At 48.5% G+C, this 21,413-nt stretch carries 18 protein-coding genes; 11 read left to right on the top strand and 7 right to left on the bottom strand.

Annotated elements, in window-relative coordinates; translation table 11 throughout:
• Window positions 1-323: 323 nt before the first annotated feature.
• From JUB14_RS07970 to JUB14_RS08015, 10 genes are all read left to right on the top strand, one after another.
• Window positions 324-821 (top strand): hypothetical protein, encoded by a 498-nt coding sequence (locus JUB14_RS07970; protein WP_207505333.1) that lies wholly within the window; start codon window positions 324-326, stop codon window positions 819-821.
• 421 nt (window positions 822-1,242) lie between these two features.
• The gene (locus tag JUB14_RS07975) at window positions 1,243-4,311 is read left to right on the top strand and encodes a SusC/RagA family TonB-linked outer membrane protein (protein WP_207505334.1); all 3,069 of its coding nucleotides are present in this window, start codon (window positions 1,243-1,245) and stop codon (window positions 4,309-4,311) included.
• A 38-nt stretch (window positions 4,312-4,349) separates the two neighbouring features.
• Window positions 4,350-6,020 carry a RagB/SusD family nutrient uptake outer membrane protein gene (locus JUB14_RS07980; protein ID WP_207505335.1) on the top strand — a complete coding sequence of 557 codons (1,671 nt, stop codon included), beginning with the start codon at window positions 4,350-4,352 and terminating at the stop codon, window positions 6,018-6,020.
• Window positions 6,021-6,254: 234 nt separating this feature from the next.
• The gene (locus JUB14_RS07985) at window positions 6,255-7,190 is read left to right on the top strand and encodes a sugar phosphate isomerase/epimerase family protein (RefSeq protein WP_207505336.1); all 936 of its coding nucleotides are present in this window, start codon (window positions 6,255-6,257) and stop codon (window positions 7,188-7,190) included.
• Between the two features lie 111 nt (window positions 7,191-7,301).
• Window positions 7,302-8,681 (top strand): 3-keto-disaccharide hydrolase, encoded by a 1,380-nt coding sequence (locus JUB14_RS07990; RefSeq protein WP_207505337.1) that lies wholly within the window; start codon window positions 7,302-7,304, stop codon window positions 8,679-8,681.
• 44 nt (window positions 8,682-8,725) lie between these two features.
• Window positions 8,726-10,069 (top strand): Gfo/Idh/MocA family protein, encoded by a 1,344-nt coding sequence (locus JUB14_RS07995; protein ID WP_207505338.1) that lies wholly within the window; start codon window positions 8,726-8,728, stop codon window positions 10,067-10,069.
• Window positions 10,070-10,171: 102 nt separating this feature from the next.
• Window positions 10,172-11,194: a DUF6807 domain-containing protein gene (locus tag JUB14_RS08000; protein ID WP_207505974.1), complete on the top strand. Its 1,023-nt coding sequence runs from the start codon at window positions 10,172-10,174 to the stop codon at window positions 11,192-11,194.
• Window positions 11,195-11,412: 218 nt separating this feature from the next.
• Complete coding sequence (locus JUB14_RS08005; RefSeq protein WP_229367582.1) at window positions 11,413-12,459, top strand: DUF6807 domain-containing protein; 1,047 nt, start codon at window positions 11,413-11,415, stop codon at window positions 12,457-12,459.
• Between the two features lie 131 nt (window positions 12,460-12,590).
• A complete protein-coding gene (locus JUB14_RS08010; protein ID WP_207505339.1) occupies window positions 12,591-13,046 on the top strand; it encodes a Dabb family protein in 456 nt (151 codons plus the stop codon).
• 51 nt (window positions 13,047-13,097) lie between these two features.
• Window positions 13,098-14,846 carry a glycoside hydrolase family 9 protein gene (locus tag JUB14_RS08015; protein WP_207505340.1) on the top strand — a complete coding sequence of 583 codons (1,749 nt, stop codon included), beginning with the start codon at window positions 13,098-13,100 and terminating at the stop codon, window positions 14,844-14,846.
• Between the two features lie 70 nt (window positions 14,847-14,916).
• Here JUB14_RS08015 and JUB14_RS08020 read toward each other — a convergent pair whose 3' ends face one another.
• From JUB14_RS08020 to JUB14_RS08045, 6 genes are all read right to left on the bottom strand, one after another.
• Window positions 14,917-15,927 (bottom strand): alpha/beta fold hydrolase, encoded by a 1,011-nt coding sequence (locus tag JUB14_RS08020; protein ID WP_207505341.1) that lies wholly within the window; start codon window positions 15,925-15,927, stop codon window positions 14,917-14,919.
• A gap of 81 nt (window positions 15,928-16,008) precedes the next feature.
• A complete protein-coding gene (hemW, locus tag JUB14_RS08025; RefSeq protein ID WP_207505342.1) occupies window positions 16,009-17,133 on the bottom strand; it encodes a radical SAM family heme chaperone HemW in 1,125 nt (374 codons plus the stop codon).
• A gap of 183 nt (window positions 17,134-17,316) precedes the next feature.
• On the bottom strand, window positions 17,317-17,763 hold the full coding sequence (gene rplI, locus JUB14_RS08030; RefSeq protein ID WP_207505343.1) for a 50S ribosomal protein L9: 447 nt from the start codon (window positions 17,761-17,763) through the stop codon (window positions 17,317-17,319).
• A 24-nt stretch (window positions 17,764-17,787) separates the two neighbouring features.
• Window positions 17,788-18,039 (bottom strand): 30S ribosomal protein S18, encoded by a 252-nt coding sequence (rpsR, locus tag JUB14_RS08035; protein ID WP_207505344.1) that lies wholly within the window; start codon window positions 18,037-18,039, stop codon window positions 17,788-17,790.
• A gap of 3 nt (window positions 18,040-18,042) precedes the next feature.
• The gene (gene rpsF / locus JUB14_RS08040; protein WP_207505345.1) at window positions 18,043-18,423 is read right to left on the bottom strand and encodes a 30S ribosomal protein S6; all 381 of its coding nucleotides are present in this window, start codon (window positions 18,421-18,423) and stop codon (window positions 18,043-18,045) included.
• A 121-nt stretch (window positions 18,424-18,544) separates the two neighbouring features.
• The gene (locus tag JUB14_RS08045; RefSeq protein ID WP_207505346.1) at window positions 18,545-19,486 is read right to left on the bottom strand and encodes a DUF8428 domain-containing protein; all 942 of its coding nucleotides are present in this window, start codon (window positions 19,484-19,486) and stop codon (window positions 18,545-18,547) included.
• Between the two features lie 136 nt (window positions 19,487-19,622).
• Here JUB14_RS08045 and JUB14_RS08050 point away from each other — a divergent pair, with 136 nt between their 5' ends.
• Window positions 19,623-20,294, top strand: coding sequence for a YggS family pyridoxal phosphate-dependent enzyme (locus tag JUB14_RS08050; protein ID WP_207505347.1), 672 nt, complete (start codon window positions 19,623-19,625; stop codon window positions 20,292-20,294).
• Here JUB14_RS08050 and JUB14_RS08055 read toward each other — a convergent pair.
• Window positions 20,291-21,334, bottom strand: coding sequence for a glycosyltransferase family 9 protein (locus JUB14_RS08055; RefSeq protein WP_207505348.1), 1,044 nt, complete (start codon window positions 21,332-21,334; stop codon window positions 20,291-20,293). The genes JUB14_RS08050 and JUB14_RS08055 overlap by 4 nt on opposite strands.
• Window positions 21,335-21,413 lie beyond the last annotated feature (79 nt).

Consider the following 21,413-nt stretch of genomic DNA (forward strand, 5'->3'; position numbering starts at 1 on the left):
TTGCTTTACTAACAAAAGGCGCCACTAGTGGCGCCTTTTGTACTATATTTCCGAACGGGACATAGGTCTGTGTGTAACTGGATGTTTATGATTTGTTTACTTCTATTGTAGGGCTGTTAGTTACCACATGTTCTGCTATTTCTGAAAAGTAAATGGAAAACACGGCGAGTAGAACAACCCGGAGCCAGACCTTTGTTAAAAATATTCTCTGAAAAAGTTAAAAAATACACTAAAAGAGAAGAAATATACCTGTTGTGTCAGGTCTGGAAGGTCCCGATAAAGAGGTTACTTAATTTATATTTTCGTTTTACCCCAAACTGCCGATGAAACCCTATTCGGAATATTCTGCCGAAGAGCTTGCGATGGAGCGCCTGTTTATCAGGTGGGTTCGGTATCCTAATGACCTACCCATTCGTAATTTCTGGGAGAACTGGCTCGTTCAGCACCCATACATGGACGAAACGGTGACCGTTGCTAAACAGTTGGTAGAAACATCCTCGGCTTTGGGGGGAGATACGCTTTCGGGTGAGGACGTTGGATCACTATGGAATAAAATACGTACTTCCATTGAACACATGCCGGACGTAGAGCCACTGGATGCAAACCTTAAGACGGTGGCAACCAACTGGTATATCATCCGCTGGAGCGCAGGAGTATTTACTGCTTTTGTATTGGTACTACTGTGGTACTTTCTGGAGCCTGCTCATGTCACCTGCAAGTCCCTGCTCCCATTTTACGCTAAGGCCGACACCACGCAGGTAACGCCGCCAGCCGATTCCCTGAAGAAGCCCTTTACTATATCCAAAAATCTTACTGACTAGTTACAAAATCTTTTGTAACTACATATAATTTGCATAAGGCTGTACTGATGCTCCAATAAGTGCCCTAGGAGGGCATATCCAGCTCTTTAATAATTTCACCGTTTCAAAAAATTAAGTGACAATTAGCTTGTCAAGAGCAGTAGGCTATCTGTCACTGTTGCTTCTTAATACAATTTTAAGAAAAAATTGAAGAATAGGTGTAGGGGTAGCTGTCGGAATGGCTCGTCAATTCCATTCAAGAAACCTTTCAGGTGGTAAAAGTAACATAGTGTCTGGTGGATACATACAAAAAATCCTTTGTATTGTCATGTTAAGCGAAGCTTTGAAAGGTACTAACCTTTTAAAGTACAATTCAGAAATACTTTTCTCATATATAATTAATTTCCAGTCAACCTATGTTAAACTCAAATCTAAGAGCGCAATGAAGAGACGCTTTACACGCATCGAAAAAATTTTGTACAGTTGCGCGGTAGTTACCTTAATAGGTACAGCCACGACTGTCAAAGCTGGAACCTTTTCCTCTTTTCGAAATGGGGAAAGCGTTGGAATTGCTATCGACAAAACAGTCACCGGTAAGGTCGTATCTTCCGATGATAACAGTCCTGTTCCTGGTGTGACTGTACTAGTTAAAAACTCAACGGTAGGTACTACTACCGACGCGGATGGTACCTACCGAATCACTGTACCCAATGATAATGCGGTACTGGTATTCTCAGCTGTTGGATTTACTACGCAGGAGGTAACTGTGGGTGCCCGAAGTGCGGTGGACATTAGTATGTCTGTTGACCAGAAAACACTAAACGAAGTAGTCGTAGTAGGATACGGTACCCAGAAAAAGAGCCAGTTGACAGGTGCTATCTCTTCTGTATCATCCCGCGAGATCGGCGAACTACCTGTTACTAATGCCCGCCAGGCCCTTCAAGGCCGGGCTGCCGGAGTAGATGTTAACCAGGCAGGTTCCAAGCCGGGTTCGGCACCTCAGATTCGTATCCGGGGCCGTCGTTCATTTAACGCTTCCAATGATCCATTATTTGTGGTGGACGGTATACCCTTATCAGGTGGAATTGATGACATTAACCCTAATGACATTGCTTCCATGGAGGTACTTAAAGACGCCTCCTCAACGGCTATTTATGGTTCCAGAGGTGCCAACGGGGTAGTGATTATTACCACCAAGCGCGGTACGCCCGGGAAAACAACCGTTAGTATAGATACTTACACAGGATTTAATAAAGAACTGGGAAGAATTGACGTCATGAACGGGGCTGAGTTCGCCGAATTCAAACGCGAGTCACGCCGGGCCGTAGGTAACTATACTACCGATGAAGCACTTTTCGAACCGGTTGAATTGGAGTCAATCAAACTAGGCCGTAGTACCGACTATCCATCGGCCCTGCTTCGTACTGGTAGAATACAGAGTCATCAGGTAGCTGTATCGGGTGGTACTGAAAAAACCCAGTTCAATATTTCGGGTAACTTCTTTAAAGATATTGGTGTAGTAAAAAATCAGGATTTTACCCGTTATACATTCCGGGTGAATCTGGATCACAAAATCAATGATAAAATACGGGTAGGTACTTCAACGCTCGGTGTTTATGGACTTCGCAACGGTGAGAACTTTAACCCGCTAGGAGGTGCTTTACAGGAGAACCCATTAGGTAAGCCTTTCGACGATAATGGTCTTATGATCTTCCTTCCTACCCAGGATGGATTACGTACCAATCCTTATGCAGAAATTGTACCTGGCGCTATTATCGACGAGCGTAAGAACTACCGAATCTTTAATAGTATCTATGGTGAGTGGAATATCGTGGATGGACTAAAATACCGATTCAACTTCGGTCCTGATATTAACATTAACCGGTATGGCCGTTTCTTTGGCAGTCTTACTAACGCCCGTCGGGGTGCACCTGCCTCAGGTGGTGTTTTTAACGAGTTTACTTTCAACTATACTATCGAGAATATTCTTACGTATGCCAAACAGTTCAATCAGATTCACAACCTGAATGTAACATTGCTACAGTCATATCAAAAGGATAATTTCGAAGCATCTTCAATAAACGTAACTGGAATACCTGCCTCAACTCAGCAATTCTATAACCTTGGTGCTGCCAGCCTTATCAATAGTGTTGGAACAGGTCTCCGTGAATGGGCGCTATTGTCATATATGGCCCGTGTCAATTATGACTATAAAGAGAAGTACCTGCTTACTGCTACCATTCGGGCTGATGGTTCTTCCCGATTTGGAGCCAATAACAAGTTTGGTTACTTCCCGTCGCTGGCGGTGGGCTGGAACGTATCCAGCGAGCCTTTCCTGCAGAATGTTCGGTGGCTGGATATGGCTAAACTGCGTCTGAGCTACGGTTCTACCGGTAACCAGGCCATTGACCCCTATCAAACCCAATCTCAGTTGTCGCGTACTGCCTACGATTGGAACACTACAGCCGCATTTGGATACCGTCCGGGTTCCATCGGGAACCCTGATTTGCGCTGGGAGTCTTCTGCCACAGCCAATGCCGGTTTGGATTTCAGCTTTTTCAAAGGCCGTATATCGGGTGCTATAGAGTACTACGTAACTACTACCACCGACCTGCTGGCTCCTCAGCCGCTGCCTAACTCCACTGGTTTTGGAGGATTTACAACCAACATCGGTAAAACTCAGAATACCGGGATTGAACTTTCGCTTTCTACCGTCAATATTGATAGAGGTAGTTTCCGCTGGAATACCGACCTGATGTTTACCCGTAATCGCGAGGAGATACTCGAACTGGCCAATGGTAAAGTGGACGACATCGCTGCCGGAAGATTCATCGGTCAGCCTCTATCTGTTATCTATGACTACAAGAAAATCGGTATCTGGCAAGCCAACGAAGCCGATGAAGCAGCTCGCTATCAAAGCAAAGTAGGTGAAATTAAGGTGCAGGACCTTAACAATGACGGGATCATTAATGCCCTGGACCGTCAGATCCTTGGTTCGGCAGTACCCGATTTCGTAGCTGGTTTGACCAACCGTTTTGAATATAAAGGATTTGATCTTTCGTTCTTCCTGTATGCCCGGGCCGGTCAGTTCATCGTGAGTAGCTTCCACAATGACAGAAACCAGTTGGCTGGTCGATACAACAACCTGGATGTGGATTATTGGACGCCTGATAACCCAACCAACGAATTCCCCCGTCCTAACGTAAACCAGGAATTCCCACGTTATAACTCATCCCTACTGTATTTTGACGGATCGTTTATAAAAGTGCGTAATATCAATTTTGGTTACAACGTTCCATCAAACTGGGCATCTAAATTAGGTATGAGCAGCCTGCGTTTGTATACCAGTATTCAGCAGCCTTTCATCTTCTCTGAATACCGCACCAAGTATAAAGGGATTGACCCCGAAGTTGAATTGGACAACGGACCTAGCAATCAGAACCGCGGAATCAGTTCGGATCTGTCACCCGCTACAAGCATTTATACTTTTGGCTTAAATGCTCGTTTTTAAGTAATAAAAAAAGCATAGACATAATAAGGTTTAATCCTATGAAAAACTATATAAGTTCATCAAAAGTACTCAAAACAGGCGCCATGGTGGCTGCCCTGTTTATAGGCCAGTCATGCGGAGTAAGTGTACTTGATGAGGAAATCGTATCTGGTATTGGCAGCAACTACCTCAATACTGCCGAGGGCTTTAACGACGGTGTAAACGCCGTTTATTCCGGTCTGCGCGACTGGTATGGTACCGAGCGGGGCAATAACTTTACCGTGTTTGGTACTGATACCTATCAAAACGGAGCCGATGGAAGCTTTAAGTTTATGAACACCTACGATGGTGGCTTTGATGCCCGGTCGGCTCACGTTCGAGAAGTGTGGGATCTGTTTTATACGACAATCAACACGGCTAACTCGGTAATTGAAAGATCGGCTAACGTAACGGGTATACCTGAGGCAGTTCGTAAAGAACGCCTAGCTGAAGTAAAAGCCATCCGGGCTCACCATTACTTTATCCTGACCCAGCTTTTTGGTGGGGTTGACCTGCGTCTTACGGAGACAGTAGCGCCAACCAAAGTGGCTACCCGTGCTACGGTTCCGCAAATGTACGCAGCAATTATCAAAGATTTGGAAGAAGCGATTCCTGACCTAGATGCCCGTTTCCGGAGCCCTAACTATGGACGGTTTACGAAAGCGGCAGCCCAGCACCTACTGGGCCGGGTATACCTGACCAAGGCTACTTCTGAAGCGAAGGCTGCTGATGATTTTGCCAAAGCGGAAGCTTTATTCAAGCAGGTCATTGCCACCCCCGGTTTGGCTTTACTACCTAACTATGCGGATATATTCCGTCAGGGCAACGAGGTAAATAGTGAAGTAGTATTTGCGGTACAGTACAGCACTAACCTGCAGACTAACGGAGGAGGGAACAATTCCCATTTATACTTCTTGATGGAGTACGATGTTATGCCAGGTATGCGTCGTGATGTTACCAACGGACGTCCGTTCAAGCGGTACATGCCTACCAAGTACACGCTAAACCAAGTGTTTGTAAACCGGGAGAATGACAGCCGGTATTATAATACTTTCAAAGATGTGTACTACAGCAATAACCCCGGTACTTATAATACCAACTATGATAAGTCCAAGCCTCGGATTACACTGGCGCTGGGTGATACTGCTATCTATGACCCGGGTTATGAAATGCCGGAGGCGGAACGGGCCAAACGCCCTTACCAGGTATTGACCCCCAGCATGTACGACGAGCGGCGTTTTCCGGCGCTACGTAAGCATATTGACGGAAACCGCGCTGACCTAACTTCCGAATCTGGCGTACGTGACTATCAGGCATTCAGACTGGCTGATACTTACCTGATGCTGGCTGAAGCACAATTTAAACAGGGCAAAGTTGCGGAGGCTACTGAGAATATCAATGTAGTACGTCGGCGGGCTGCCTGGCCTGGTAAGCAGAAAGAAATGGAGATTACACCCGCTCAGCTTACCATGGACTTTATCATGGAAGAACGTGCCAGAGAGTTGCTTGGCGAGCAGACACGCTGGTTTGACCTGAAGCGTTGGGGTATACTGGTGGAGCGCGTGAAGCTGCACAACAACCAGGCTGCACCTAACATTAAAGATTTCCACGTGCTGCGCCCGATTCCGCAGAATCAGATTGACCGGGTAGAAGGTGGTCCATCAGCATTCCCGCAGAACACTGGTTTCTAAAAACACTACCTGTGTGAGGTAGCAATGATGAGAAGTTACCTGGCGGTGGTTGCCGCACAATCGTATGCCGGGTAGCTACTCATCAAAGTAATGGTTCGTCTTTACGACGGACTACCGAACGATTGAATTTGCAGAAGAAAGTCTCCCTCTGGGGGGCTTTTCTCTTTAAAGAGGTAGTATAAGACCCTGTTTAGGGGCTTTTCTGAATGGATAACTATTATCATTAACACTGTTATGAATTTCATAAGCGATAAGAACAACTACGAATTAAACCGTCGCTCTTTTCTACGTAATGCCGCCCTGGCTGCCTCTGCGCTGGTAACGTCACCTGCCTGGGCCGATGAACTGATCAGTAAGAAGAGTGGCATCAAGATTGGCTACTCCTCCATTACCTGGGGAGGCAAGGACGAGCAGGCTATTAAAGACCTGGCCTCGTTGGGATATAAGGGGGTACAACTCAGAGCTAATACCTTCGGGCCTTATCGTAACAAGGTAACGGATCTGCGTCGGATGCTTAATGAAAACGGCCTGCAGTTGTGTATGTACTCGAGCGGCAACGTAGAGATAGATCCGGCCAAAGAAGCCAGTACTATCGATATGCACGTGGCTCATGCCAGCTTTGTGAAGGCCCTGGGAGGTAGTTCGCTACAGCTCACCAATAATGTGCGCCCCAAGGACCGGGCTCCCTCGGTAGAAGAGCTCAAAAGACTGGCGGCAGTGATGAATGAGATTGGAAAGCAAACCGCCGACATGGGTGTACAGGCCGTATACCACAACCACATGCACCAGCTGGGCGAAACGCCCGAAGAGATAGATGTGATCGTACAGGCGATGGACCCACGCTATGTCAAACTACTGCTGGATATTGCCCACTACAAGCAGGGAGGAGGCGAGCCCGAAAAGGCGGTACTCCAGTATAAAGATGTAATACATGCCCTTCACCTGAAGGATACCAAACCCGCCGATACCAAGAGCGGCTATAAGTTCGTTGAGCTGGGGCAGGGACGGGTGGATGTACCCGCTGTATTCAAAGCACTGAACAAGATCAAGTTTGACGGCTGGGCGGTAGTGGAGCTGGACGGGGTACCCGATCCTGAAAAAAGCCCTTTGCTATGCGCTGAAATCAATAAGAAATTCATCACCGAGACCCTGCGTCACCCATTAAGCTGATTAACTCCCGGAGGTTGTAAGGGTAACATAGTTAAATTATCGTTAGTAGTTTCGATAGAAATAATACTCTTTCCTCTGGAAATACTAATAGTCTACTAATCAAATATGTACATGAAGAGAATTAAGTATGGCGTTGCCCTCTTTTTCCTCGCTGCTTCTTTGAACGGTGCCGTGGCACAGAAGACAAAGGACGGCTGGCAAATGCTATTTAACGGCAAAGACCTTACCGGCTGGAAACAACTCAACGGAAAGGCTAAGTATGAAGTGAAGGATGGTGTGATTGTAGGTACGTCTACCGTCAATACTCCTAACTCCTTCCTGACTACCGAGAAGAACTACGGCGACTTCATTCTGGAAACAGACGTAATGGTGGACAACCAGCTCAATTCTGGTATTCAGATCCGTAGCTTGTCCAAACCTGACTATATGGATGGTCGTGTACACGGCTATCAGGTAGAGATTGACCCGAGCAGCCGGGGCTGGGCCGGAGGTATTTACGACGAGGCCCGTCGGGGCTGGCTGTATCCTGTGGATCTGAATCCAGATGCCAAAACTGCTTTTAAGCCCGGTCAGTGGAACAAGTACCGTATCGAAGCCATTGGTAATTCCATTCGCACATTTGTAAATGGTGTACCCGTAGCGCACGTCATTGACGATATGACTCCCGAAGGCTTTATCAGTCTTCAGGTACATGGTATTGGCAATGATGCCAAGAAAGAAGGTACCCAGGTACGCTGGAAAAACGTTCGTATCAAGACTACAGACCTGCAGCCTTCACCTCCGGCCAACATCCGTGTTGTAAACAACCTGCTCAATACGCTCTCGGATGCTGAGAAAGCCCAGGGCTGGGAATTGCTGTACGATGGTAAAACCGCTGCTCACTGGCGTGGCTACAACAGTACGGAGTTTCCGCCCAAGCGCTGGAGCTACAACGATGGTACCATCACCGTGTCCAAGTCGGATGGTTCTGAAACCGGTAACGACATCGTAACCCGCGAAAAATTTGGTCCTGCCTTTGAATTTCAGTTCGATTTCAAACTAACCGAAGGAGCCAATAGTGGGGTGAAGTACTTTGTGAACGAAGAGTTGAATTCAAAAGGAAAGTCCGGTCTGGGACTGGAATACCAGGTACTGGACGATGAGCGTCACCCCGATGCCAAGATGGGTGTAGTAGGTAACCGTACCCTGTCTTCTCTATACGATCTGATACCGGCTGAGAAACCGGGTAATGCTGTCAAAAAGATTGGTGAGTGGAACAATGGCCGTATCGTAGTACAGGCCGATGGTACCGTAGAGCATTTCCTGAATGGTCAGAAGGTACTTGAGTACAAGCGTGGCTCTGCCATTTACAAAGCACTGGTAGCCCGCTCCAAGTACAAAGACTTCCAGGGCTTTGGATTGGCCGAGCAGGGAAATCTTCTCCTACAGGATCACGGTGATAATGTATCATACCGCAACCTGAAAGTAAAGCGGATGAATCCTAAGATTTAATACACATGTCTGATTCTCACAAAAACACATAAAGCTAACAATCCATGACCAGTAGAAGAGATTTTATAAAGAAAACCGCTTTGGCCTCGGCAGGTATAGCCGTAAGCGCCAACGCTGTCAGCGCAGCCAGTTACCGTCGTATCCTGGGTGCCAACGACCGGGTTCGGGTAGGTATCATCGGTTTCTCTGACCGTTTCCGTAGCTCTCTGGCTCCCAGCTTTGCCGGGCATGCCAAAGAGATGAATTTCGAGTTTATGGGCGTTTCAGATATCTGGAATCGCCGCCGAGATGAGGCCGAAAAATACTTTAAAGATAAAGAATCAGCTTCCAAAGACTTTTTTAAAGCCCGCAATAACGATGAACTGCTGGCCCGTAAGGATGTAGATGCCGTTATCATCAGTACCGCTGACTTCCAGCACGCGCTGCATTGTGTAGATGCCGTAAAGTCGGGTCGTGATGTGTACGTCGAAAAACCATTTGCCGAATCACTGGAAGATGCCAAGCTGGCACTAAGAACAGTGGAAGGCTCCAAGCAGATCGTACAGGTAGGTTCGCAGCGTCGTTCTGCCCCTAACTACCACGCCGCCAATGAATTCATTAAGTCCGGTAAGTTTGGTGATATTTCTATGGTTGAAATGACCTGGAATGTCAATCAACCCGGCCGTTGGCGCCGTCCCGAACTTGTGAATGCAATACGGAAAGAAGATGTGGATTGGGAACGCTTCCAGCTCAACCGTCCCAAGGTAGCCTGGAATCCCCGCTACTATCTAGAGTTCCGGTTGTTCTATCCTTACTCATCAGGTATTCCCGGTCAGTGGATGTCACACCAGATCGATACTGTACACTGGTTTACAGGCCTGGAAGCACCCCGCAGTGTTGTAGCCAACGGTGGCGTGTATGTATGGAAGGATGGCCGTACCAATGCCGATACCTTTACCGCCGTATTTGACTACGGTCCGTTCGATAACAAAGAAAAAGGCTTCCAGGTCACCTACTCGTCACGGATGCACCAGGCCGCCGGAGATGTGAAGGAGTACTACTACTCCAACGGTGGAATGATTAACCTGGATACCAACCAGATTACCCCGGAAGGCGGCCTGACCGCCGGACCGGCCAAAGCCATGGGTATGCAGGCTAACCTGTTGCCCAAAATGGAACTGGGTACCGGTGGCATTAAAATGGAAACCGGGGCGAATACAGGTTCTGATCCGATGACGTCTATGCACATGCGTAACTGGATGGAGTGCGTACGCAGCCGGAAGGAGCCCAATGCTCCAGCCCGCGCCGGATTCAACCACTCGGTGGCTAACATTATGGCTACGCAGTCGTTGCACACCGGGAAGCGTGTTACCTGGGACCCTAAGAAGACGGATATCATTGTCAGCTAATATTGCTGTACCTGGATCCGGTGACACAGGTGTCACCGGATCTTTTTTTATCAACCTATAACTGTTGTACCCGTGAAATCCATAAAGTTGACAACCACCAGAATGGCGGCTACTCTGACTCTGGCGCTGATTGCAGGGGCAGCCAGTGCCCAGCGGGTCGATCTGGTTCATAATGAGGCCAATAAAAAAGTAGAGGTTAACGTAGACGGTAAACCTTTTACTGCTTATATCTATCCCGGGCAGGAGGTACTGCGAAAAGCGGTGTTGTACCCGGTACTAACCGCGAATGGAACGGCCATCACCCGTGGCTGGCCCATGGATCCGCGTCCCGACGAGCGGGTCGATCACCCGCACCACGTGGGTGTGTGGCTCAATCACGGCGATGTGAACGGCTATGATTTCTGGAACAGCTCCAATGCTGTAGACCGTACCAAGCATAAGTACGGTGATATCCATCATACGGGTATCAAGTCCCTGAAAAGTGGCAAAAATAAGGGTGAGCTGACCGTGACTGCCGACTGGATCAATCAGGACGGCGGTTTGACGCTTAAAGAAACGACTACTTACATTTTCCGGGCAGAAGGTGACCGTCGGATCATTGACCGGATTACGACCCTTACCGCACCAGAAGGAGATGTAACTTTTAAGGATTCCAAGGAAGGCGTATTTGCCATTCGACTGGCCCGCCAACTCGAGCATCCTTCCACTAAGCCCGAACTCTTTACGGATGCGAGTGGTATCGCTACCAAAGTACCCGCTCTTAACAACAATGGCGTAACGGGCAGCTATAAAAACAAGGAAGGAGTGAAAGGAGAAGATGTATGGGCCAAGCGTTCGGTATGGACTAATCTTACCGGGCAAATCGGCAACGAAAAAGTGAACGTAGCCATTATCGACCATCCCCAGAACGTTAGCTATCCATCGTACTGGCATGCCCGTGGCTATGGTTTGTTTGCCATCAATCCCATGGGTACCAAAGAGTTTACCAATGGAAAAGAGGCGCAGAACTTTCAATTAAAGAAAGGGGAGTCCAAGACATTCCGGTACCGCTTAGTTGTTGACTCTAAGGATATGGCTGATGCAGACCTGGATAAGCTGGCTGCTGACTTTGCCAAAGTGAAGTAGTCGTTATTTACCAAATATGTTTACGTTACTCCCCCTGAGCCCCGGTTCTGGGGGAGTTGTTTCTTGAGTACAGCAATTTTTTGATACTTACTTACTCAAATTAACCTCTTCACTTGTAAGTTTGGCCTTAGGATACGCTATCCGATCAGGTCAGGTACTATTCGGCCTGATGGACGTTCCGGATTTTATTCAACCCATAACTACTAATAGCTGTGAAAATGAATACACTAACTGCTGCCAAGGCTGCGGCAACCCTTTCGCTGGCCCTGATGGTGAGTGCTGCCAGTGCCCAGAAGGTAGACCTTATTCATAACGAAGCGGACAAAAAAGTAGACGTAATCGTAGATGGTAAGACATTTACTTCCTACATCTATCCTGGGCCTGATAAGCTCAAGAAAGCCGTACTATATCCTGTAAGAACATCGCACGGTACACTCGTAACCCGAGGCTGGCCAATGGACCCGCGCCCGGGCGAGCGCGTCGACCACCCGCACCACGTAGGTGTGTGGCTCAACTACGAAGACGTCAACAAGCACGATTTCTGGAATAACTCCAACACGCCTCCCAGGCCGGGCAGTACCTACGGGACCATCGTCCATACCGGTATCAAGTCCATGAAGAGTGGCAAACGCAAGGGCGAGCTAGTCGTTACTGCAGACTGGCTGGATAAGGATGGTAAAGTGATGCTAAAGGAAAACACGACTTACATCTTTGGCGCGTTGGGTGAGCGTCGGGTTATTGACCGCATCACTACCCTGACTGCCGCCAACGGTGAGGTGGAGTTCCCGGATGTTAAGGATGGTATGTTTGCCATACGGGTAGCACGGGAGCTGGAGCACCCCTCCAATAAGCCGGAGATCTATACCGATGCCAGTGGAGTAGCTACTAAGGTACCCGCCATGAACAATAAAGGAATAACGGGTAACTACCGTAGCAGTGAGGGAGTAGAAGGCGAAGACGTATGGTCTAAAAGGGCTAGTTGGGTGAACCTGCGTGGTAAGATTGGTGAGGAGAAAATAAGCGTGGCTATTATTGACCATCCCAAAAATGTAGGGTACCCTGCTTATTGGCATGCGCGTGGCTATGGTCTGTTTGCTGTAAATCCGCTGGGAGCCAAAGCATTTACCAACGGCAAGGAAGCACTTAATTTTAAGCTAAATAATGGCGAGTCGACAACTTTCCGCTACCGGCTGGTCGTAGATTCGGATCACCTTTCTGATGCCGACATGAAGGCGCTGGAAGCTGAGTTTGCGAAGATGAAGTAGTAGTTGCTATACTATCGGAAGCCTATACAAAAAGCCACGGATCAGTCCGTGGCTTTTTGTATAGGCTTAATTTGAGTACTTTTAAGGGCTTATTCTCTTTATACTCTGAATTCATACTATCTTATTAAACAATGAAAAACACGTCCCGTCGTAAGTTTTTGAAGGCATCGGCTCTGGCCGGTGTTGGTACTACCATTGCTACTGGTGCTATTGCTGCTACCACAGCGGCTGCCACCGCAGCGATTGCATCCACAGAGGCAGCCCCCAAAAAAGAACTGTTTGTCCACCATGTATATTTCTATCTGAAGAATGCGGGTAGTGCCGCGGATAAAGCCAAGCTGCTGGAAGGACTGGAGAAGCTCTCCAAGGTACCTACGATTCGGATGGTACACATCGGTACGCCGGCTACTACCAACCGGGATGTGATTGAGCGCGGATATTCTATCTCGTGGTTGTGCTTCTTTGATAATCTGGAAGAGCAGGAAGTGTATCAGAAGCATCCTATTCACCTAAAATTTGTAGATGACTACTCACATCTGTGGGAGAAGGTGATCGTATATGATTCGGTAGGTCCTAAGCGGGCTTAGTAGGATCTATTATTTCAGTTTCTGGCCGCACAATTATATTTTCAACTCTATATGCATAAGGTTATACTGGTACTACTGGCCGGAACCATCGGTTCTGCAGTAGCTCAGACACCTACCGAGAAGATTCGTCTAAATCAGATTGGTTTTTATCCTGACGCGCCCAAGGTGGCTGTCGTCGTGGGGGATGCAGCCCAGGGGGCGTTTCAAATAAAGGAGGCCGGGAGCAACAAGGTAGTCTACAAAGGTACCCTGAGTGCCCCCCGTGCCAATCAGCATTCGGGCAAGAAGAGCCGCATTGCTGATTTTTCCAACTTCACAAAAAAGGGAGACTATGTAGTAGAGATACCGGGAGTAGGTACCTCATACGCTTTCTCCATTAAGCCCGCTGTACACCGTGACGTGGCAGCCGGCTCACTCAAAGGATTCTACTTCCAGCGAGTCTCTACGGCTTTGCCCGAAAAGTACGCCGGAAAGTGGGCTCGTCCGGCTGGCCATCCCGACGATCGTGTTTTGATTCATCCGTCAGCGGCTTCGGCCGAGCGCCCGGCCGGGACGGTGATCTCTTCCCCCAGGGGCTGGTACGACGCCGGGGACTACAATAAGTACATAGTCAATTCAGGTATTACGATGGGGACTCTGCTGTCGCTGTATGAGGATTTCCCGCAGTACACCCGACAGTTTGACGTCAACATCCCTGAAAGCGGTAATCAGGTACCTGACCTGCTCGACGAGGTAGTCTACAACCTGCGCTGGATGCTGACCATGCAGGACCCCAACGATGGAGGGGTCTACCACAAGCTAACTACCCCCAGCTTTGAAGGAATGATTATGCCGGATAAGGCTAAAAAGCCCCGGTACGTCATTCAGAAGAATACCATCGCTACGCTCGATTTTATAGCTGTAACGGCTCAGGCGGCACGTATTCTGGATAATTATAAAAAGGAGCTACCGGGACTGGCTGACTCCTGTCGTACGGCCGCACTCAAGGGCTGGGACTGGGTGAAGAAAAATCCGGAGGTACTGTACGATCAGAATGAGATGAACAAGAACTTTGATCCGGACGTGACTACCGGTAGCTACCAGGACCGCAGCGGCCAGGATGAGTGGATATGGGCGGCTACTGAGATGTACGTAACCACCGGAGATCAAAAGTACCTGGATGGAATCAATCTTTTTCCTGACACTCCCCTGTCGTTGCCTTCCTGGAATCAGGTGAGGGCACTGGCCTACTATACGCTTGTCCGCTCTCAGAAAAAGCTACCTGCCGGTGGAGCTCAGTACTACAATCAGGCGAAGCAGGTACTCCTGAAGTTTGCCAACGATCTGCTTACGGATCTGGACAAGCAGCCGTATCATACCGTTATGGGCCGGACCAAGGGAGACTATATCTGGGGAAGCAGCGCCGTAGCGGCTAACCAAGGTATTGCGCTCGTTCAGGCTTATCAGCTTAGCGGTGATCGTAAGTTCCTCCATGCTGCTCTTGGTAATCTGGACTACATCCTGGGGCGTAACGCCACCGGATACTCGTTCCTGACCGGCTTTGGGGATAAAACGCCTATGCGTCCTCACCATCGGCCATCAGTGGCTGATACCCAGGAAGAGCCCGTACCAGGACTGCTCTCCGGCGGACCTAATCCGGGTCAGCAGGATAAGTGCAAGACGTACACCAGCAGCTACGCCGATGAGTCATTTACGGATGATGATTGCTCTTATGCTTCCAACGAGATAGCCATCAACTGGAATGCTCCTATGGTGTACCTGGCCACGGCTGTGGAGGCACTGATGGAGAAGAAAAAGTAATTACATAGTACCATTATACAAGAGGCTACCTGTAAAACACAGGTAGCCTCTTCTTTTTTATTAATAGGTACTACTTTCCCAGTGCTTTGTTAAGCTGCTCTTTGAATAGCTGGAAGTTCTCGATGTGGGGGAGGTGGCCGATCTCTTCCAATTCGAGGAGTCGGCTGTTGGGAATTTCAGAGGCTACCTCCTGATCCAGCGTGGCGTAGTTACCCATGGTCTTGGCTACGGCCTCACTGACCAGATCTTTGCCTAGTGCTGTTTTATCCCGCTGTCCAATGATGAGTACAGTAGGTACTTTGAGGTACTTAAATTCGTGGCGTACCGGCTGCGTAAAGATCATGTCGTAGGTGAGGGCCGCGTTCCAGGCGTAGCGCGGGTAGTCGGGGCTTTCCAGTACGGCCGCCAGCAGGTTGAGCCACGGATCGTACTCCGGCTTCCATTTATTATCGTAGTAGCTGGTCAGCATGTACTTCCTGATCCCTTCGTAGGTCTTTTTGAGCTCGCTCTTATACCAGCTCTCAACGGGCTGATAAGGTACTTTCAGTTTCCAGTCTTCCAACCCGATTGGATTTTCCAGGATCAGCTTCTCCACCTGCTCCGGAAACATCAGGGCATAGCGCGTAGCCAGCATACCTCCCATGGAATGTCCAAGTACTATGATTTTGTTGATGCCCAGGGAGTCGATAATATTTTTGGTGTTGAGAGCAAGCTGCTGAAAAGTGTAGTGGTAGTAGTCGGGCTTGGTGGACTTGCCAAAGCCAATCTGATCCGGTACAAATACATCATAGCCACTATCCAGCAGGTACTTCATGGTTTCGCCCCAGTAGGCACCATTGAAGTTCTTGCCGTGCATCAGTACCACCGTACCCTTACGCGACCCGGAAGTCTTCTGATACATATAGGCCATCCGCAGGGACTCCCTCTGCGAGCTGAACGAATGGAAGTGGACCGGGTAAGGGTAGGAGTATCCTTCCAGATTAATGCCCAGGTTAGGTTCTTTATTGGACTGATTACCTTGGGCCCACAGGCCCGAGCCGGTACTGATTAGTAAGAGCAGGAGTGGAAGTAGGTTTTTCATTTAGTTGAATCTCTCGTTAGCAATATCATCAGGCCGGAGGCCGGACAGCAGAGAAGTTCAACAAAATAGTGCCAGCGGGCCCTAATCCAGAAATAACTCACTGGTAATGCGGTCAGCGAATAGCTTGCCGGACTCGGTCAGAAGTAGTGTTTCGTCGTGGAGGTAGAGCCATCCGCTTTCGATCAGGCGGAAGATTTCTTTGCCCTGGCGCGCCAGAAAGTTACCGTTCGAAAGTTCACTCAGCATATCCAGCCGGCAGCCCCATTTGGTACGCAGGCCCGTTAGCAGGTACTCGTTGACCTGATCGGCCGGGGTGAGCTGTTCGATGGTAGTCGGTATTTCACCTTTGTGCAGGGCCGTCAGGTACTGCGCATTATTGCTAATATTGTACTGTCGGCTGGTGCCATTATACGAGTGGGCACTGGGACCTACACCTAGGTAGGGCCTGCGCTGCCAGTAGGCGCTGTTGTGGCGGCTGTAGTGGCTATTGCGGGCAAAGTTAGAGATCTCATATTGCTCATAGCCGCCTTCGGCTAGTGATTTTACCACGTATTCAAACTGCCGGGCTGCGAATTCTTCGTCAATGGGCTTGATCTTCCCTTTTTTGAGCCAGTTACCAAATACCGTCTGTGGCTCTACCGTAAGACAATAGGCCGAAATATGAGGTACATCAAGAGCCAGTACCTTTTGTACATCTTTTTCCAGAATAGTATGGTCGGGAGCCGGTACGGCGTAGATCAGATCCACGGAAATATTGGTGATGCCAAGGTCCTGTGCCCGCTTTACGCTGTCGCCAGCTTCCACGGCAGTATGTATACGATGCAGGTGCTTCAGGTGCGCTTCATCAAACGACTGTATTCCGATACTAAGGCGATTGACACCGGCCTTCACAAACTGCTCCAGCTTTTGATCCGTCAGGTCATCGGGATTGGCCTCCAGAGTAATCTCGGCGGTGGATCGTACTGAGAAGTGGGTATGGATAGTATTGAGCAGCAGGGACAGTTCTTCTTCATCCAGCAGGGAAGGAGTACCTCCTCCCAGATAGATAGTATGTATTTCGGGCGTAGGCAGGTATTCTTTTCGCAGGACGATCTCCCGGGCTATGGCTTCTGTGATCTCACGTTTACGCTCAGTATTGGTACTGAAGTGAAAGTCGCAGTAGTGACAGGCTTGCCTGCAAAAAGGAATATGAATGTACAGATGCATTGGAACTTAAAAAACGATCGGCTGAGGGTTGAGTTGTGGCAATTGCCTTCTATACTTGTGACTGATAGTAACAAAGTAACAGCTTTATTTCCAAGAGTTGTTCCTGAGGAAACTACTTTTCTGCAAAAAAAATAGCAACCCATCAGAGGGTTGCTATTAATACGTGATACTTCAAGGAAAGTACTACTCTTCAGCAGGTACTACGTTGAATGTAACATTGTGCTTTACTTCTTTGTGCAGGTCGATCACGGCAGTATAGGTACCAACGCTCTTCACGTCGTCTACTGTGATTTTCTTGCGGTCGATGTCGAAGCCTTTAGCTTTCAGAGCATCAGCTACCTGTGTGTTGGTAACACGACCGAAGATACGGCCGCTTTCACCTACTACTGCAGGGATGTTGATGGTCATGTTGCCGATGCCAGCAGCAATCGCTTCTGCATCATTCTTAAGTTTTTCCGCTTTGTGTGAGGCCTGACGAATATTTTCGTTAGCAATCTTGCGATTGGTTGTGTTGGCCAGCACAGCGTAGCCCTGAGGGATCAGATAGTTACGACCATAGCCAGCTTTTACGCTTACGATGTCGTTCTTGTATCCTACTCCGGCTATATCTGTCAATAGTATGATTTCCATGTGTTAGACTACCTCCTTCCTTTATTATTTCAATTGATCGGTTACGAACGGTAGCAGCGCCAGTTGACGTGACCGCTTAATGGCCTGTGATACTTTACGCTGGTACTTTAGGCTAGTACCGGTAAGGCGGCGAGGCAGGATCTTACCTTGCTCGTTGACGAGCTTCAGCAGGAAGTTAGGATCTTTGTAATCGATGTATTTGATGCCGGACTTCTTGAAGCGGCAATATTTTTTGCGGTTGACGTTCTTTTCAACCGGTTCGTTCACGAGTGTCATAGCTTATGCTTCGTTTTCGGTTTTTGTTTCAGTTGCTTCTTCCTTCTTTCTACCTACCAGACCCTTGCGCTTCTTCTCGTTATAGGCGATAGCGTGCTTATCAAGAGCAATGGTCAAGAAACGCATTACGCGCTCATCACGGCGGAACTCAGTCTCGAGCGTGTCAATAACCGGACCTTCGTTTGTGTACTCAAACAGCTGGTAGTAACCAGTGTTTTTCTTCTGAATAGGGTAGGCCAGCTTGCGCAATCCCCAGTTTTCCTCATGCACCAGCTTCGCACCATTGTTGGTAAGGATATCGCGAAACTTGTCAACGGCGTCCCTCATCTGGGCCTCAGATAAGATGGGAGTTAAAATGAACACCGTTTCATACTGCTTAGACATACGGTAATTGTTTGAAAGTAAAATATTTATGCTTTTATCTCAAAATGAGGGTGCAAAAATAGGGCTTGGAGCGCATAATTCCAAGCCCTATCCTGAATATTAATCGCTGAAACTGATCCTATTATCTGACGGTGAAGTCGGTCTGACCGATTTTGAAGCCTTCACTGTATAATTCTACGGTGTATTTGCCTTCCTTGAAAGGGGTACCACCCCGACCGTACACAATATCAACGGGCTGTCGGCTGTTGGTAAAGTTCACCGCTTCTTTGGAGCTATACAGGATTTCGCGGCCGTTGTGCATAAAAGCGCCTGAGCTGGTAGCCATATCCGAAAGTACCGCTCCGTTAGGATCCAGAATACGCAGGTATATTTCTTTCTGATTCTGCTGGGCAATGGCGTTCTCACCGAGGCGGAAGTTCACCTTGATCTTGTCGATCTGGCGGGCTCTGTAGCGGCCTCCATCGCGTTCTTTGCCTTTGGTAGTGATGGCATTGACTGAAATTTCCTCCGCTCTTAATGCCGATGCCAGGCTTACCTTTTCACTCAGCTCGCGGTTACGGCTCGAGTAGTTAGTGACCGAGTCGCTGAGCGCCTGACGCTCGCTCTGCAGGCCGGTTACCTGCTGGTTAAGCTCTTCGTTGCGGCTGGTAACAATCCCCAGTTCTTCCTTCAGGCGGCGGATATCCTGATCTTTCTGCGCCAGTACAGCTTCGTAGGATCTGATTTTAGATTCATACTGCTTTATTGATGATGCATTGCTGATTCTTAAGTTCTGCTTGTCTCTTTCGAGCTGATCTTTCAGCGCTACCAGCGAGTCTACGCTGCCTCCGAGTTGCTGAATTTCCGCAATTTTGGCGTCCAATTGTACCGAGATGGAGTCCAGCTTGGTTTTGGTATTAAGTACTTCTTCGGTCTTGGCGGCAATGATTGTATCTTTGTTTACATTTTCCTGTCTTTCCTGATAGAAAAAGTACAGCAGCACCAAGTTAAGAAGAGCTAATACGGCCAGAGCGGCCCACAGAAGATTTTTACGATCTTGCTTCTGTTCTTGATTGTAATCCATACGGAGTCAGAGATTATGGGTCGTGAACTTAATATAGTTATTACTTGAGTAGAAAACATTATCCGGACAAATATAACGTAATATTTTATTATAAATTTTTAGCGCCTGCGGGCAATACCAGTAATAGTATACCAAAATGAGCATTAAAGCGAATATTGTACATATCGAAGAAGGGCTGGGCGAAAGAGCCCGCCTGGTAGCTGTGACCAAAACAAAGCCCGTGGAGGTATTAATGGAAGCGTACGAAGCGGGTTTTAAGCGGTACGGTGAAAATAAGGTGCAGGAAATGGTAGCCAAGCACGAGGCCATGCCCAAAGATATCGAGTGGCATATGATCGGGCACCTGCAGTCCAATAAGATAAAGTACATAGTCCCTTTTGTGTCGCTGATTCATTCTGTAGACAGCTTCAAGCTCCTAAAAGAAATCAATAAACAAGCCGCTAAGGCCGACCGGGTTATTGACTGTCTGCTGCAGATGTACATCGCCGAGGAGGAGTCTAAATTCGGACTGTTAGAAGAAGAGGCTATTGAGATACTTACCTCCCCCGAGCTTGAATTTATTACCGGCATACGTATCGTAGGACTGATGGGAATGGCTACCAATACAGATGACGAGGCTCAGATACGCAAGGAGTTCAGGCGGCTCAAAAGCCTGTTTGAACAATTCAGGACGTACCAAAGTGAGCGGATCACTATGCGGGAACTCTCTATGGGCATGAGCAGCGACTACCACATAGCCGTAGAGGAAGGTAGTACCCTGGTGCGCGTGGGTAGTGCTATATTCGGAGCCCGTAATTACGCTGTCTAACCTTTAAGTACCTCTTTGGATAGTACATCGGCAATGGGTTGTTTTACCTTCTCGACGGGTAGCTGCGCACAAGGCTTACCTTCCTCCCGGATCAGGACACAGTTTTCGCCCCTTCCGTAGCTGCCCGAGTACGGGTTGTAAGCGGGGAAGTCACCCAGCGCTCCCATCAGTACAAAGCCATAAGTACCCGTGGCATTGGCCAGGTGCGAAGGGCCGCTGTCGAGACCGATAAAGTAGGTAGCACGGCGTATTACTTCGCCCGTTTCCAGAATGCTCAGCTTGCCACACAGGTTATGGTAGCCCTCCCGCTGTATATCCAGATTGCTGCGCAAACCTATCTCTACTACCTGGTAGGGGTAGGTATCCAGTAGCCAGTTGACCAGCTCCACCCAGCGCGTAGCGGGCCAGTCTTTGGGGGCATAATTGGATTGGCAGTGAATGACTATAAAAGAGTTGGGTAGGTTCATCGCATCTACTTTCTGCCGGTGCCGGTCCTGCAGGTACAGGCGTGGCTGATCATCGGCAGGCATAGTTACGCCGCCTGTCTGGGCAAATACTTCGAGCAGATTTCCGTAGTTAAAATAGGTATGTACATTGATTCCCGCCGCATCCGCGATAGTGTTATCCAGGAATACCTGACACTTGGGGCAGTGGTTATTGTTCCGGAACTGTAGCGGATATACTTTATCAAAAATGTTGGTCTCCAGCAGCACTCTTCGCTCCGTCACACAAAATTCTCCGTGCGCTTCATCCACATTCGGATTGGTCTCAACCAGCTCTCTAAAGGCTGGCTTCACAAACCACACAATGTGTGCCTTTGGGTGCAACGCCCGGATATGACGTGACAGAGGCTCGGCTGCGACTATGTCCCCAAAATGCTCCGTGCGTACTACGGCCACCAGTTCGGCACCTTTTGGTAGTTGCTGTTTCTTCCGGGAGAAGTGAAGCCATGCCTGATAGCCCAGAGCATGAGCTTTGAATATATGAGAGTACTTATGGTAACGGTGTGTCCAGAGTTCTACGAAACGTCGGAATGTCATGCGTCGGTCTTTTGACTAGGACCGCAAGATAATGAAGTATTTTCAATGGTATCACTTCCGGTATGCAGATTAGGCGAGC

Source organism: Telluribacter humicola (assembly GCF_017355935.1).
GTDB classification, from domain to species: domain Bacteria; phylum Bacteroidota; class Bacteroidia; order Cytophagales; family Spirosomataceae; genus Telluribacter; species Telluribacter humicola.

Excerpts from the sequence above, each read along its gene's own strand:
- JUB14_RS07970 (WP_207505333.1), top strand. The coding sequence starts at position 324 with ATGAAACCCTATTCGGAATATTCTGCCGAAGAGCTTGCGATGGAGCGC.
- JUB14_RS07975 (WP_207505334.1), top strand. The coding sequence starts at position 1,243 with ATGAAGAGACGCTTTACACGCATCGAAAAAATTTTGTACAGTTGCGCG.
- JUB14_RS07980 (WP_207505335.1), top strand. The coding sequence starts at position 4,350 with ATGAAAAACTATATAAGTTCATCAAAAGTACTCAAAACAGGCGCCATG.
- JUB14_RS07985 (WP_207505336.1), top strand. The coding sequence starts at position 6,255 with ATGAATTTCATAAGCGATAAGAACAACTACGAATTAAACCGTCGCTCT.
- JUB14_RS07990 (WP_207505337.1), top strand. The coding sequence starts at position 7,302 with ATGAAGAGAATTAAGTATGGCGTTGCCCTCTTTTTCCTCGCTGCTTCT.
- JUB14_RS07995 (WP_207505338.1), top strand. The coding sequence starts at position 8,726 with ATGACCAGTAGAAGAGATTTTATAAAGAAAACCGCTTTGGCCTCGGCA.
- JUB14_RS08000 (WP_207505974.1), top strand. The coding sequence starts at position 10,172 with ATGGCGGCTACTCTGACTCTGGCGCTGATTGCAGGGGCAGCCAGTGCC.
- JUB14_RS08005 (WP_229367582.1), top strand. The coding sequence starts at position 11,413 with ATGAATACACTAACTGCTGCCAAGGCTGCGGCAACCCTTTCGCTGGCC.
- JUB14_RS08010 (WP_207505339.1), top strand. The coding sequence starts at position 12,591 with ATGAAAAACACGTCCCGTCGTAAGTTTTTGAAGGCATCGGCTCTGGCC.
- JUB14_RS08015 (WP_207505340.1), top strand. The coding sequence starts at position 13,098 with ATGCATAAGGTTATACTGGTACTACTGGCCGGAACCATCGGTTCTGCA.
- JUB14_RS08020 (WP_207505341.1), bottom strand. The coding sequence starts at position 15,927 with ATGAAAAACCTACTTCCACTCCTGCTCTTACTAATCAGTACCGGCTCG.
- hemW (WP_207505342.1), bottom strand. The coding sequence starts at position 17,133 with ATGCATCTGTACATTCATATTCCTTTTTGCAGGCAAGCCTGTCACTAC.
- rplI (WP_207505343.1), bottom strand. The coding sequence starts at position 17,763 with ATGGAAATCATACTATTGACAGATATAGCCGGAGTAGGATACAAGAAC.
- rpsR (WP_207505344.1), bottom strand. The coding sequence starts at position 18,039 with ATGACACTCGTGAACGAACCGGTTGAAAAGAACGTCAACCGCAAAAAA.
- rpsF (WP_207505345.1), bottom strand. The coding sequence starts at position 18,423 with ATGTCTAAGCAGTATGAAACGGTGTTCATTTTAACTCCCATCTTATCT.
- JUB14_RS08045 (WP_207505346.1), bottom strand. The coding sequence starts at position 19,486 with ATGGATTACAATCAAGAACAGAAGCAAGATCGTAAAAATCTTCTGTGG.
- JUB14_RS08050 (WP_207505347.1), top strand. The coding sequence starts at position 19,623 with ATGAGCATTAAAGCGAATATTGTACATATCGAAGAAGGGCTGGGCGAA.
- JUB14_RS08055 (WP_207505348.1), bottom strand. The coding sequence starts at position 21,334 with ATGACATTCCGACGTTTCGTAGAACTCTGGACACACCGTTACCATAAG.